The 13,232-nt window shown below is 67.5% G+C and carries 16 protein-coding genes; 8 read left to right on the forward strand and 8 right to left on the reverse strand.

Features of this window, described 5'->3' with window-relative positions; translation table 11 throughout:
• Positions 1–3 precede the first annotated feature (3 nt).
• Positions 4–714, forward strand: a complete 711-nt coding sequence (locus tag J2W22_RS00650; protein WP_307116342.1) for a hypothetical protein — start codon at positions 4–6, stop codon at positions 712–714.
• A gap of 35 nt (positions 715–749) precedes the next feature.
• Here J2W22_RS00650 and J2W22_RS00655 read toward each other — a convergent pair whose 3' ends face one another.
• Both J2W22_RS00655 and J2W22_RS00660 read right to left on the reverse strand, forming a co-directional pair.
• Positions 750–1,253, reverse strand: coding sequence for a GNAT family N-acetyltransferase (locus tag J2W22_RS00655; RefSeq protein WP_307116343.1), 504 nt, complete (start codon positions 1,251–1,253; stop codon positions 750–752).
• A gap of 64 nt (positions 1,254–1,317) precedes the next feature.
• Positions 1,318–1,770 (reverse strand): Rrf2 family transcriptional regulator, encoded by a 453-nt coding sequence (locus J2W22_RS00660; RefSeq protein WP_307116344.1) that lies wholly within the window; start codon positions 1,768–1,770, stop codon positions 1,318–1,320.
• A gap of 87 nt (positions 1,771–1,857) precedes the next feature.
• Here J2W22_RS00660 and J2W22_RS00665 point away from each other — a divergent pair, with 87 nt between their 5' ends.
• The gene (locus J2W22_RS00665) at positions 1,858–2,646 is read left to right on the forward strand and encodes a class I SAM-dependent methyltransferase (RefSeq protein ID WP_307116345.1); all 789 of its coding nucleotides are present in this window, start codon (positions 1,858–1,860) and stop codon (positions 2,644–2,646) included.
• On the opposite strand, the gene J2W22_RS00670 is transcribed toward J2W22_RS00665, so the two are convergent.
• The 4 genes from J2W22_RS00670 to ubiA are packed head-to-tail and all read right to left on the reverse strand — an operon-like array spanning position 2,643 to position 6,021.
• Entirely contained in the window at positions 2,643–2,951 is a 309-nt protein-coding gene (locus tag J2W22_RS00670; protein ID WP_307116346.1) for a putative quinol monooxygenase, read from the reverse strand. The genes J2W22_RS00665 and J2W22_RS00670 overlap by 4 nt on opposite strands.
• A 2-nt stretch (positions 2,952–2,953) precedes the next feature.
• Positions 2,954–3,736, reverse strand: coding sequence for a 3'(2'),5'-bisphosphate nucleotidase CysQ (locus tag J2W22_RS00675; protein ID WP_307116347.1), 783 nt, complete (start codon positions 3,734–3,736; stop codon positions 2,954–2,956).
• Positions 3,729–5,075 (reverse strand): TldD/PmbA family protein, encoded by a 1,347-nt coding sequence (locus tag J2W22_RS00680; protein WP_307116348.1) that lies wholly within the window; start codon positions 5,073–5,075, stop codon positions 3,729–3,731. Before J2W22_RS00680 ends, J2W22_RS00675 begins: the two co-directional genes overlap by 8 nt.
• 31 nt (positions 5,076–5,106) lie before the next feature.
• Entirely contained in the window at positions 5,107–6,021 is a 915-nt protein-coding gene (ubiA, locus tag J2W22_RS00685) for a 4-hydroxybenzoate octaprenyltransferase (protein ID WP_307116349.1), read from the reverse strand.
• 113 nt (positions 6,022–6,134) lie between these two features.
• On the opposite strand from ubiA, the gene J2W22_RS00690 reads away from it, so the two are divergent.
• On the forward strand, positions 6,135–6,824 hold the full coding sequence (locus tag J2W22_RS00690; protein WP_307116350.1) for an EF-hand domain-containing protein: 690 nt from the start codon (positions 6,135–6,137) through the stop codon (positions 6,822–6,824).
• Positions 6,825–6,880: 56 nt separating this feature from the next.
• Here the strand turns inward: J2W22_RS00690 and J2W22_RS00695 are convergent, their stop codons facing one another.
• The gene (locus J2W22_RS00695; protein WP_307116351.1) at positions 6,881–7,066 is read right to left on the reverse strand and encodes a YodC family protein; all 186 of its coding nucleotides are present in this window, start codon (positions 7,064–7,066) and stop codon (positions 6,881–6,883) included.
• A 163-nt stretch (positions 7,067–7,229) separates the two neighbouring features.
• On the opposite strand from J2W22_RS00695, the gene J2W22_RS00700 reads away from it, so the two are divergent.
• Positions 7,230–7,970, forward strand: coding sequence for a 16S rRNA (uracil(1498)-N(3))-methyltransferase (locus J2W22_RS00700; RefSeq protein ID WP_307116352.1), 741 nt, complete (start codon positions 7,230–7,232; stop codon positions 7,968–7,970).
• A 4-nt stretch (positions 7,971–7,974) separates the two neighbouring features.
• Here J2W22_RS00700 and J2W22_RS00705 read toward each other — a convergent pair whose 3' ends face one another.
• On the reverse strand, positions 7,975–9,273 hold the full coding sequence (locus tag J2W22_RS00705) for a methyltransferase family protein (protein WP_307116353.1): 1,299 nt from the start codon (positions 9,271–9,273) through the stop codon (positions 7,975–7,977).
• A gap of 125 nt (positions 9,274–9,398) precedes the next feature.
• Between J2W22_RS00705 and J2W22_RS00710 the strand changes: the two genes are divergently transcribed.
• Genes J2W22_RS00710 through J2W22_RS00725 form a run of 4 tightly spaced genes read left to right on the forward strand, consistent with a single transcriptional unit; the run spans position 9,399 to position 13,221 of the window.
• The gene (locus tag J2W22_RS00710; protein ID WP_307117962.1) at positions 9,399–11,306 is read left to right on the forward strand and encodes a M61 family metallopeptidase; all 1,908 of its coding nucleotides are present in this window, start codon (positions 9,399–9,401) and stop codon (positions 11,304–11,306) included.
• Positions 11,307–11,348: 42 nt separating this feature from the next.
• A complete protein-coding gene (gene ppa / locus J2W22_RS00715) occupies positions 11,349–11,897 on the forward strand; it encodes an inorganic diphosphatase (protein ID WP_184164419.1) in 549 nt (182 codons plus the stop codon).
• Positions 11,898–11,956: 59 nt separating this feature from the next.
• Positions 11,957–12,577 carry a hypothetical protein gene (locus J2W22_RS00720; protein ID WP_307116354.1) on the forward strand — a complete coding sequence of 207 codons (621 nt, stop codon included), beginning with the start codon at positions 11,957–11,959 and terminating at the stop codon, positions 12,575–12,577.
• A complete protein-coding gene (locus tag J2W22_RS00725) occupies positions 12,574–13,221 on the forward strand; it encodes a DUF1345 domain-containing protein (RefSeq protein ID WP_307116355.1) in 648 nt (215 codons plus the stop codon). The genes J2W22_RS00720 and J2W22_RS00725 overlap by 4 nt, the downstream gene beginning before the upstream one ends.
• The last annotated feature ends 11 nt before the right edge of the window (positions 13,222–13,232 follow it).

The following is a 13,232-nucleotide window of genomic DNA, read 5'->3' on the forward strand; positions in this document are numbered from 1 at the left end:
GCCGTGCCCACCGATGTCGATCGCGAACTGAACCGGATCGGGGATACGCTCAACCGGGTGCGCAGCCGCACCGATGTGGCGGTCTCCGGTCGCAACCGCCAGCACCGCGAGGCCGAAGTGGTCCGCCGCCTCGGGCGGATCGCGGCGGCGGACGGCGCGATCATCGCCGGGGCGATCGCCTTTGCGCTGATCGTCTCGCCGCTGGGGATCATGGGCGCGATGCTGGTCGGGCTGCTGCTGATCGCGGCGACGATGCTCTTCGCGGTGCTGCCGGCGAGCGCGCCGGTGAATGTCGAGAAGCTGGCGGAGATCCCGCTCAAGGCACTGCCGCGCTCCACGGAGCGCTGGCTGGAGACGCAGCGCCCTGCCCTGCCCTCCCCGGTGCGTGGACTGGTCGATTCGATCGGGGTGAAGCTGGAGACGCTCACCCCGCAGCTCGCCACGCTCGACGAGAACAGCCCGGCGGCGATGGAAGTGCGCAAGCTGGTCGGCGAGCAGCTGCCCGAGCTGGTCAAGGGCTATGCCCGCGTTCCCGAGCCGCTGCGCCGGGTGGAGCGCAACGGCCTGACCCCGGACCAGCAGCTCGCCCAGGGCCTGCAGCTGATCGACGACGAGATCGCCGAGATGACGTCGCAACTGGCCCAGGGCGACGTCGACGCGCTGGCGACCCGCGGGCGGTATCTGCAGATCAAGTATCAGGGCGAAGACGGGTAAGGCGCGACAGCGTCCGACACCTTTGTGGGGCGCCACTAGATCGTCTCGTTGACGATGAACTCGTGCAGATCGAGGACCTCCGGCGGCACGCTCTCGCGCACCGACGAGAATGGCAGGCGCTCGAACGCTCGGCGCCAGAAGGTCAGTGCCGCCTGATCCTTCCGGAATACGCAGATCAGCCATGGCTCTTCCGAGGCCAGCACCGTCTGACGGAGCACCTCGGATGCGATCCCTTTCCCGCGGTGTTTTGGCAGCACGTACAGATCGGCGAATTCCATGATCTCGCGGCCGCGAAAATTCTGACGACCGACCAGCAACAGGCCCGCAAGCTGACCTTCGTGACGGATCAGATATGCCCAGTCGAAGGAATCGGGGTCTCCCAGTCGCTCCAGGAAGCCGGACAGCGAGGTGAATCGCCCAGTCTCGTCGAGGTCACATTCGGACCATGACGACGACTCGAGTTCGTAGAACTGCCAGATCCGGTCCAGCAGCGGCGCATCCGCACGCGTCACGCGGGCAAGGCTGATGGAGGCAGTCATGGCATGTCCTTGTACCTGATCGGCATGAGGGGGTTGCCGATTGACCCGGTTTCGGCGTTTCGCCCTAGGATCCGCCCGGATGCGGCCAGCCGCCCGCCACGCAGCGCGCATCGAAGCTGCGGGCCAGCTCGGCGAGGCTGACCGCGCCCAACCGTGCCACCAATAAAGCCTCCGCCTCGCGCAACGCATCCTCCAGCGCTTCGTTGACTGCCGCCTCGACCGCGCAGGCCGGGTTCTCATGCTCGGCACCGATCGCGAACAGGCTCGGCCCGCCCACCGCGCGGTGGATGTCGAGTAGCGAGACCTTCTCCAGGTCGGCGGCGATCGCCCAGCCGCCGCCATGGCCCTTTTCCGAACGGACATAGCCGGCGTCGCGCAGCCCGGCCATCGTCCGGCGGACCACCACCGGATTGGTCTGGAGCATCTTCGCGATGTGCTCCGACGTCATCGGCCCGTCGTGCCGCGCCATGTGGAGCAGCACATGGAGCATCCGGGATAGGCGACTGTCCTTTCGCATCGATCCTTCCTCGGGTCCGCGCGGCCGGTTGGCAAGCGCGGCCTTTCACGATACTTATCATGTTACATGATTCGCGAAAGGCTGCCCATGACCGAGAACAAGCACGAGAACCCCGCCCACTGGGACGATGCGGCGGCCAATTACGAGCGCACCGCCCATCCCTTCACCGCGCAATTCGCCGAGGAGGCGCTGGCCCGAGTGACGCTTACGCCCGGCATGCAGGTGCTCGACGTGGCGGCGGGTACCGGTGCGCTGGCGCTCGCGGCGGCACGGAGCGGTGCCTATGTCCTCGCCACCGACTTCTCCCCGGGCATGGTCGCGCGGATCGCGGCGGCGGGGCTGCCCAATGTCGATGCGGAAGTGATGGACGGCCAGGCGCTCGACCTGCCGGACGCGAGCTTCGATGTCAGCTTCTCGGTGTTCGGCGTCATCATGTTCCCCGACTGGCGCAAGGGCCTGGCCGAGATGGCGCGGGTGACCAGGCCCGGCGGCCTCGGCGTGCTCGCCGCCTGGCAGAGCGAAGGCGCGGCGACCTTCCTGTTGCTCTCGCAGATCCGCCGGCGGCTGTTCCCCCGGCTCGACGGCAAGACTAAACTGCCCGAGGGCGCGGTGGCGCTGGGCGATCCGGAATGGTTGTCGGCAGCGATGGTCGATGCGGGGTTCCAGCCGCCGAAGATCGAAATGGTGGTGCACGACTTCCCGCTCGGCATCAGCCAGCTCGATACGCCGGACGAGCTGTTCGGGATGAGCCCGGACTGGGTGGCGCTCGACGAGGGCCAGCGGGCGGAAGTGGTTGCCGAGGTGCGGCGGATGGCGGAGGGGCGGGCGATCCTGCCAATTCCGTCGACTGCGTTGATCGCGGTGGCGGTGCGCTAGGCGGGGCGGAATTCCTCGACGGCTTCGTACATGCCGAGGGTGAAGGTGGAGACTTCCAGCGCCTGCTGGAACCACGGCAAGGGCCGCGGATCGGCGCGCATCGCTTCGTACGCGGCCTGGCTCTCCCAGCGCGCGACCATCGTCACCGACTGGCCGTCGAGGCCGCGGTGCAGGGTCGAGCCGAGGAAACCGGATGCGTGACGGACGATCTGCTCGGTCACTTCAGTGAGGAGCGCGAGCACCCGCGCCTGATGCTCGGGCGCCATGTCGAACCGGTTGATCAGGACGATCGGGCCATCGGCCATGCTCATTTCTCCAGCACTTCCCTTGCACGATCTGCCAGCCGCTCGACTGCGGCGGCGTGGATGCCCGGTGCGGACGCGAGCACGCCGAAGGCCTGGCCGCTCGGCGTGTTGAAGCCGAGCGGGCGGCCGAGCGCGTCGGTGATCGCCGCGCCCGCCTCGCGCGCGACCAGCACCGCGGCGGCGACGTCCCATTCATTGCCCCAGCGGATCGTGGCGAGCAGGTCGGCCTCGCCCGCCGCGACCATCGCGATGCGCAGCGCGATCGAATTGGGCTTGGCGACCATCACAAGATCGCTGTCGACCCTGGGCAGCTGGTCGGCGGGTACCCGGGCTCCGGCGAGCATGTCGCGCGGGGCGACGCCGAGGCGCGTACCGTTACGGAAGGCGCCCTTTCCTGCCTCGGCGATCCAGACCTCGCCCCGTGCCGGCGCGTCGAGCACGCCGATCACCGGCTGGCCGTCCTCGACCAGCGCGATCGACACCGCCCAGCCAGGGCGCCCGCGCAGATAGTCGCGGGTGCCGTCGATCGGATCGACCACCCAGATGCGCCGCGCGGCCAGCCGTTTGGCATTGTCGGCGGTCTCCTCGGACAGCCAGCCCGCGTCGGGCAGCAGCGCCGCGAGCCGGATGCGGAGCAGCGAATCGACCTCGAGATCGACGTCGCAGACCGGACTTCCCGGCACCTTCTCCCAGCGCTTGAAGTCGGTATCCCAGCGCGCCATCGCCAGCCGCCCGGCCTCCGCGGCGATCGCCGCGACTTCGGAGGCGAGACCGGCCTCAGGCACCGGCGATGGTCATCCCGTCGATGCGGAGGGTCGGCGCGTTGATCCCGTAGCGGAACTCGAGATCGTTCGCCGGCGTCATCGCCAGGAACATGTCCTTAAGGTTGCTCGCGATGGTGATCTCCGAGACCGGACGGGTGATCTCGCCCTTCTCGATCAGGAAGCCCGCCGCGCCGCGGCTATAGTCGCCGGTGACGCCGTTGACGCCCTGGCCGATCAGCTCGGTGACGAGGATGCCATATTCGATCTCGCCGACCAGCGTCTCGGCCGGGATATGGCCTGCCTCCATATAGAGGTTGGACGGCGCTACGCCCGGCGCGCCGCCGATCCCGCGCGAGGCATGGCCGGTCGGCTCCAGCCCGAGCTGGCGGGCCGAGGCGCTTTCGAGCAGCCAGGTCTCGAGCAGGCCGGCATCGACCAGCTTGACCGGCTGGACCGGCAGTCCCTCGCCATCAAAGGGGCGCGAGCGCAGGCCGCGCGGGCGATGCGGATCGTCGCAGATCGTCACACCCTTGGCGAAGACCTGCTGGCCGAGCCTGTCGAGCAGGAAGCTGGTCTTGCGGGTGATCGCCGAGCCGCTGATCGCGCCGAGGAAATGGCCGATCAGTCCGGACGAGACGCGGCGATCGAAGACGACCGGCATCGCGCCGCTGGGAATCTTCGCCGGATCGAGCCGCGCCACCGCGCGCTCGCCGGCGAGCCGGCCGATCGCCTCGGGCGCTTCGAGCATCGCGGCGTGGCGTGCGGAGTGATGCGCATAGTCGCGCTCCATGCCGCCGCCGGTACCGGCGAGCACGCTGGCCGAGATGCCATGACTGGTCTGGGCATAGCCGCCGGTGAAGCCATGGCTGGTCGCGAGCGTCATCACCGAACGCGAGGCGCCGGCGCTGGCGCCTTCGCTGTTGGTCACGCCCACGACCGCGCGCGCGGCTTCCTCGGCCAGCAGCGCACGGGCCTTGAGCGTTGGCGGATCGACATGGGCGCCGTCGTCGAGGTCGAGCATCGGCGGGCTGCCGCGGAGCAGCCGGTCCTCGGGGGCGAGGCCGGCCCATTTGTCCTCGGGCGCTTCCCTGGCCATGGCCACAACGCGCTCGACGAGCATGTCCATCGCGGCGGCGCTCAGGTCCGAGGTGGAGACGCTGGCCGAGCGGCGACCGACGAACACGCGCAGGCCGAGCTCCTCGCTCTCCGAGCGCTCGATATCCTCGAGCTCGCTCATGCGCACCGAGATCGACTGGGAGCTGTCGGCGGCGAACACGGCATCGGCGGCATCGGCGCCGGCTGCACGCGCGCGGGCGACGACATCGGCGGCGCGTTCGCAGGCTTCGGAGATGGTCAGCATCGAGGGGACTTAGGGAGCCGGAGGCGGAACGTCAAAGCGTCTGTCCGACGACAAAGCAGGCGGCGAACATCAGCAGGCCGGCATTGCGGTTCGAACGGAAGCGGGCGAGCGCGTTGGTGCCGTCCTGCGGATCGAGCGTGGCGACCTGCCAGAGCAGGTGGAGCGCCATCGGCAGCAGCGCCGCCAGCGCGAGAGGATCGGGACGCATCTGCCAGAAGGCGGCGCCCCAGCAGGCCAGCGCGATCAGGTAGAAGGCAGTGACGCCGCCCCGGACATGGCTGCCCATCGCCCGCGCCGAGGAGCGGACGCCGACCAGCGCATCGTCCTCGATGTCCTGGATCGCGTAGATCGTGTCGTAGCCGATCACCCAGGCGATGCAGCCGGCATAGAGCAGTGCGAGCGGCAGCAAAGGCTGGCCGCCGATCTCCACCCAGCCGACCAAAGCCGCCCAGGAAAAGACCAGGCCGAGCCAGGCCTGGGGCCACCAGGTGATCCGCTTCATGAAGGGATAGGCGGCAACCGGGGCGATGCTGGCCAGCGCGACGAGGCGCGCGGGCCAGTGGAGCTGGAACCAGACGACCAGCCCGATCAGGCACAGCGCGGCGAGCCAGAGCGTGGCGGCCTTCACCGACACCGCGCCGCTCGCCACCGGGCGGCTTCGGGTGCGGGCGATCTGGCGGTCGAGGTCGCGATCGACGATATCGTTGAAGACGCAGCCCGCGCCGCGCATGGCGATGCTGCCGACCAGCAGCCAGAGGATCAGATCCCAGCGCTCGACCGCACCCTTGGCCAGCGCGACCGCCCAGGCGCCGGGCCAGAACAGCAGCCACCAGCCGATCGGCCGGTCGAAGCGGGCGAGCAGCGCATAGGGCCGCCAGCCGCTGGGGAGCAGGCCCACCAGCCCGCGATGCTCGGTATCCGGAACGATCTGCTGCGCTTCTGCCATGCGTCCCGTCTCCGCGCGGCGGGAGGAAAGATCAAGCCCGCAACAATCTGGCATAATTCTGCGACAAACTGCGCAGAGGGCAGGATCGGATCCTTTCATTCCGGAAACATCCGATGCGCCTTATCCTTGCCAGCCTGACCCTTGCCGCAATCGCCAGCCCCGCCCTGGCCGACAGCACGCCCAATTTCTTCATCAGCCCGATGGGCGAGCCGTTCCGCGGGCCCGATGCGCCCAATATCTGGTTTGACAAGGCCGACACGAACCATGACGGCATCCTCACGCAGGACGAGATGGAAGCCGATGCCGCGCGCTTCTTCGCGACGCTCGACAAGAACAAGGACGGCGAGATCGATCCCGACGAGATCGAGAATTACGAAACGGTGGTCGCCCCGATGATCCGGGTCGGCGGCTATATGGGCACCGAACCCGAATCGACCGAGGGGAGCGGTGACAGCGATTCGCCCCGGCCCAAGGCGACCTATGTCGCGCAGGGCGCGGCGCGCTTCGGCTATTTCGACTATCCCGAGCCGGTGGTGGTGGCCGACACCAATTTCGATCGCGGCGTGGATGCGCGCGAGTTCCGCATCGCCGCCGACAAGCGCTTCGCGCTGCTCGACAAGAATGGCGACGGCAAGATCGAGAAGAGCGAGCTGCCCAAGCTCGAGGCATCGAGCTTCAAGCCTGGCAAGCGCGGTGGCGGCGGACGCGGCATGGGCGGCCATGGCGGCGGCCGGCGCCGCGGCGGCGGTGGCGGTGGCTTTGGCGGCGGTGGCATGGGGCCGGGCGGCGGCATGGGCGACTAGAGCTCAACCGACGCCATGATGACACCGCGCCCTACGTGGGGCGCGGCATCGACGGCTTAGCTGTAAAATTCAAGCGAGGTCAGAGGAAATACTCCTGTTTCGAGTTTATTCTTCTCAAACCATTGGCACCACGCATGCAGTGGGCCTCCAGAAGATCTTTGCCCGATATTTTCGACAGTCATCACCGGACCGCCCGACTTCAGCTGCACCGTGGAACCTATACCGATCTCTGCTTCAGCCATTCAGTGCCCCTTCCTCATCATCGTTAACCATTATCTACGCCACATTGAACCTTCAATAATGTGATGTCTATCGAGAGACGAAAGTAATTTGGGTCATTCCGGACCGTCCATTAAGCGAGCCAAGGGAGTGACGCGGGGCGCGCTCCACGGCTAGAGCAGGCAGATGCCCGCTACGCCCGCCTGGCCGCCCCAGTCCGCCCCGCGCCTGTTCGTCGAGACCACCCTCTCGCCCGGCGAGATCAGGATCGATGGGCCGCAGGCGCATTATCTGATCTCGGTGATGCGGATAAAGCTCGGCGAGGCGATCAAGCTGTTTGACGACAGGACCGGCGAATGGGCCGGGGTCGCGCGCCAGATCGGCAAGCGCGACCTGATCCTCGAAGTGACCGACCAGCTGCGCGAGCGCGAGCCGGTGCCCGACCTGTGGCTGTGCGCCGCGCCGATCAAGAAGGGGCGGATCGACTGGATCGCGGAGAAGGCCTGCGAGCTGGGGGTCGACCGGCTGGTGCCGGTGCTCACCCGCCGCGCGGTGGTCGACAAGCTCAACCTCGAGCGGCTGCGCGCGCACATGATCGAGGCGGCCGAGCAATGCGGGCGCACCGCCCTGCCCCAGCTCGAGGCGATGGTGAAGCTGCCGGCGCTGCTGCGCGACTGGCCCGGGGAGCGCGTGCTGTTCTTCGCCGACGAGACCGGCGGCGTGCCGGCGGTGGATGCGATGCGGGCCAATCCGGGCCCGGCGGCGATCCTGATCGGGCCCGAGGGCGGCTTCGACGATGCCGAGCGCGAGGCGATCAAGGCGCATCCCAGGGCGATCGGGATAGCACTGGGGCCGCGGATTCTGCGGGCGGAGACTGCGGCGGCGGCCGCGGTGGCGCTGTGGATGGGGGCTGCGGGGGACTGGTGACGGATTAGCCGCGGATCTTGCTTCCCGCCCAGGCGAAGAACCGCGGCACCGGCGCATTGCGCTGCATCCAGGCGCTATATTCCTGATAGGCGGGGTCGCTGCCGAGATGCAGTTCCTCGGTACGCGCGCGCCAGTAATAGATGCCGCTCACGCACGCCATGATCCCGGCGTTGCGCAGCCCCTCGACCCAGGTCGTGGTGGCGAGGAAGGGCAGGCCGGAGAGCCACCAGAACAGGTTCTTCGACAGATAGGCCGGGTGACGGCTCCACGCATAGGGCCCGTGGGTCAGGATGCCGCGGTGCGTGAGGTTCGAGAAGCGGATGCCGAAGGCGATCGTCGCCCAGGCATAGATGCCGGTCAGCACCACCAGCACCACGCCCAGCCCGCCGAGGATCCAGGGATGGCCGGCGAACCACCAGGTCCAGTCGGCGCTGCCGGGATGATAGTCGAGCACCCCGCCTTCGTTCATCAGCACGAAGGGCGGGTAGCAGATCAACGCCGCGGTCCAGCCCGCCGCATAGGGCGTGGCGGTGCGGATGTGCGAATCGAGCGGCCGCATCGTCAGGATGTAGCCGGCGGTGGCGAAGGCGACGTCGATCACGAACATGAAGCTGATGCAGTAGTTCGCGATCACCGCCGGGCTGTCGAACATGTGCGCGAAGTTCCAGCCGACGAAATCGCCGAAATTGGGCGGCACGATCGAGAGCATGAAGGCGAGAAAGAAGCCCTTCACCGCCCAGCTGCGCAGATGATTGTGGATCGCCGAAGTGTCGATCGGCTCCTTGAGCCCCATCAGCCAGGCGCCGAGATGCCAGGCGCCATCCTTCGGCTGGACGAGCTTGCGATCGAGCCAGAGGACATAGGGGATCGAGAGCAGGAACAGCGCCGGCGCCGCCATCTCGATGCACCAGATCGACCAGGCGAAATTGGCGTAGCGGCCGCTCCACCAGAAGCGGAAGGTGGCGTAGATCAGCGCGATGCCGCCCCAGGTGAGCCACAGGCCGGTGAGCTTGGTCACCGAGATGTCGAGCGTCTCCCGAAGCGTGCGCGGCGAGGACCAGTCGATACCGGTGCTCGGGTTGCGGTGCACCTTGTCGACGAGGACCGACCAGAGGACCATCGGCACCGCGCAGGCGACGACGTTGACCAATGCCGAATAGGGGCCGTCGAGCCGGTACAAAGTGGCGAACATCGTCCACAGCGCCATGCCCGCCAGGCCGGCCATACCCACCCCGGTGCTCACCGCCGAGCGGGGGCGCGGATCGGCCTTTGCATCGGCGGCCAGCTTGGGATCGTGATACATGGCGGAAACGAGTAGCGCGCAATGGTTAGCGTCCCGTGAAGGATTGCGCCTCCGCGCGGCCCTTTACCTGCCCGCCCGCAGGGTCCTATGACCCTGCAATCCTAAGAATGAGGTCGCTTCCCCCGATGATCCGCGCGCTCGCCGCAGCTGCCCTGCTCGCTTCCGTCTCCGCCCCGGCACTCGCCCAGAACGCGGCGGCCCAGAATTCGGCGCCGGCACAGACCGCGCCCTATCCGAACACCATCCCCGATGCGCGCGACGTGGCTTATCCGGGCACGCTGACGCTCGACATCGACGCGACCGACATCACCCGCGGCATCTTCAACGTGAAGCAGACGATCCCCGTCGCGAAGGCGGGGCACATGGTGCTGCTCTATCCGAAGTGGATTCCCGGCAAGCACGGCCCGCGCGGTGAGATCGAGAAGCTGGGCGGCCTGGTCATCAAGGCAAACGGCAAGGTGATCCCGTGGAAGCGCGATCCGGTCGACGTCTTCGCCTTCCACATCGACGTGCCGGCGGGCGCCAAGAAGCTCGATGTCAGCTTCAACTTCGTCTCGGCGACCGTGGGAGACCAGGGGCGCATCGTGATGACGCCGAACCTGATGAGCCTGCAGTTCTTCTCGCTCAGCCTCTATCCGGCCGGCTATTTCACTCGCCGCATCCCGATCCAGGCCAAGGTGACCTATCCGGCAGGCTGGACCGCCAGCTCGGCGGTGGACGCGAAGGTGGCCGGCAACGTCTACACCTATGACAAGACCAATTACGACGTGCTGATGGACTCGCCGGTACTCGCCGGCCGCTATTACCGCCAGTTGAAGCTGACCGACCGCGTCTCGGTCGAGACCTATGCCGACAGCCCCGAGGAGCTCGCCGCCAAGCCCGAGCATGTCGATGCGCTCAAGAAGCTGGTCGAGCAGGCGGTGAAGACCTTCGGGGTCGAGCATTACGACCATTACCGCTTCCTGTTCTCGATCAGCGACGAGCTGGGCGGGATCGGTGTCGAGCATCACCGCAGCTCGGAGAACGGCACGGGCCTGGGCTTCTTCACCAAATGGGACGAGAAGGCGACCAGCCGCAACTTGCTGCCGCACGAATACACCCATAGCTGGGACGGCAAGTTCCGCCGCGGCGCCGACCTGTGGACCCCCGATTTCCGCACCCCGATGCGCGGCTCGCTGCTCTGGGTCTATGAGGGCCAGACCCAGTTCTGGGGCTATGTGCTCCAGGCGCGCTCGGGCCTGGTGAGCAAGGCCGACACGCTCGACCAATATGCCGGCATCGCCGCCAGCCTCGACAACCGGAAGGGCCGCACCTGGCGCCCGATGGGCGACACCACCAACGATCCGGTGATCACCCCGCGCTCGCCCAAGGGCTGGGTGAGCTGGCAGCGCAGCGAGGACTATTACAACGAGGGCCTGCTGATCTGGCTGGATGCCGATTCGATCATCCGCGAGAAGAGCCGTGGCACCAAGTCGATCGACGATTTCGCCCATATCTTCTTCGGCGGCCGCGACGGCGATTATGGCGAGCTGACCTATACGTTCGACGACGTGGTCGCGACGCTCAACCAGGTCGTGCCCTATGACTGGCGCAAGTTCCTCGACGAGCGGGTGAACGGCACGTCGCAGAATGCCCCGCTCGGCGGGTTCGAGCGCAACGGCTATAAGCTGGTCTATAACGACACCCCCAACAAGGCGACGCCCAAGACCAGCACCGACCTGTCCTATTCGATCGGCGTGGCGATCGGGCCCAAGGGCATCTCCGGCGTGATGTGGGGCAGCCCGGCCTTCGACGCGGGAATCACCCTAGCCGACGAGATCGTCGCGGTGAACGGCACGGCCTTCACCGGCGACAAGCTGAAGGACGCGGTGAAGGCGGCCAAGGGCGGCAAGGACCCGATCAAGCTCACCGTGAAGCGCGGTTCGCGCTACCGCGACGTGGCCATCGACTATCACGATGGCCTGCGCTATCCGCACCTCGAGAAAACAACCGAAGGAGAGGCTGGCCTGGATAAACTCCTCCAGCCGAAGTGACGGCAGAGGGGCGCCAAACCGCCCAGCTAAGGAAATACTAGCGTGCGTATCGATCTTATTCCGGTGGGTGATGATCCGCCGAACAGCCTGAACGTGATCATCGAAGTGCCCGTCGGCGGCGAGCCGGTGAAGTACGAGTTCGACAAGGAAAGCGGCGCGCTGTTCGTCGACCGCATCCTGCACACGCCGATGCGCTACCCGGCCAATTACGGCTTCGTGCCGCACACCCTGTCGCCCGACGGCGATCCGCTCGACGCGCTGGTCATCGCGCGCTCGCCCTTCGTGCCGGGCTGCGTGGTGCGTGCCCGCCCGATCGGCGTGCTCAAGCTCGAGGACGAGGCCGGCGGCGACGAGAAGCTGATCTGCGTGCCGGTCGACTCGACCTTCCCCTACTATTCGGACATCGGCGAGCGGCAGGACCTGCCCTCGATCGTGCTCCAGCAGATCGAGCACTTCTTCAAGCACTACAAGGACCTCGAGTCCGAGAAGTGGGTACGCATCGGCCAGTGGGGCGATGCGGAAGAGGCCCGCAAGATCGTGCTCGAAGCGATCGAAGCCGCAAAGAAGGCCAAGGAGGCCGCGGCCGCCTGAACCGCGCGCTGGCCTGGCGACTGTGCGCAGTAGCCGGGCTGGCGACGCTGGCCGCGTCGATGGGGTTCGGGCGCATCCCGGACCTCGTCGCCTGCGGCCCGACCCATGGCGCCGGGCCGATCATCGCGCTCGAGCTGGTGCGCAGCCCCGCCGAGCTCGCCGAATTGTTCGGCGCCCCGCCCTGTTCCGAGAAGTTCCGTGTCGCCCAGCTGAGCGCCAGCTGGTGGGACGCGCTGGTCTTCATCCCCGCTTATGCGACCTTCCTGATCCTCGGCGCGCTGGCGCTGCGGCGCGACGCGCGCACGCTCGGCTGGATCGCGATGGCGGTGCTGTTCGCCGCCGCGCTGCTCGACCAGATCGAAGGCGTGATCCTGCTCCAGATCCTGCCGGTCGGCCCCGATGCGCAGAGCCTGTTCGACATGCTGTTCGTCGCGGTCCGCGCCAAGTTCGCACTGCTCGGGATCGGCGAATTGCTGCTCGCGCTGCTGGCCTGGCGCGGGGCGCTGATCGCCAGGCTCAGCGCGGTGCCGCTGGCGGCCGGCGGACTGGTCTCGCTCTGGTTCCTGCTGAGCGCGCCGCACCATCCCTGGATGATGCAGGCGCACAGCTATGGCTGGATGGCGCTGCTGGCCCTCGCCCTGGTCGGAGCGATCAACCCGCGCTGGGTACGCCGGGCATGAGCAGGCCGCACCGCAAAGGCATCGGCAACGTCGTCGCGCCTCCGCGCTTCCTGCTGTTCCTCGCCGCGACGCTGGTGGCGGGCTGGTTCCTGCTGCCTGCGCTCGGTGTGCATTTCGGGATCATGCTGGCGTTCGATGTCGGCGCGGCGGCGTTCCTGCTCTCGGCGCTGCCGCTGCTCGGCCACCGCGCCGGCGGGATGCGCGAGAGCGCCTGCCGCAACGATGCCAACCGGCCGATGCTGTTGCTGATCACGGTGATGGTGGGCGTGGCGGTGTTCACCTCGATCGCCGCCGAGCTGATGAGCGGGATCAAGTCCAATCCCTGGGCGCTGCCGGCGATCCTGGGCACGCTGGCGCTGAGCTGGACGTTCAGCAACATCATCTTCGCGCTGCACTATGCGCACATCTTCTACACCGCCGGGCGGAACGGCGCCGATGCGGGCGGGCTGGAATTCCCCGACACCAAAGAGCCCGATTACTGGGACTTCGTCTATTTCGCGGTCTGCCTGGGCATGACCTTCCAGACCAGCGACGTGACCATCTCCAGCCGCCGCCTGCGCCGCGTGGTGACCGCGCACTGCCTGGCGGCGTTTGTGTTCAACCTGGGAATCCTGGCGTTCACGATCAACGTGCTGGGGGGATGACGACTCAATTC

The sequence above is a fragment of the Sphingomonas kyeonggiensis genome, from assembly GCF_030812785.1.
Classification (GTDB): Bacteria; Pseudomonadota; Alphaproteobacteria; order Sphingomonadales; family Sphingomonadaceae; genus Sphingomonas; species Sphingomonas kyeonggiensis_B.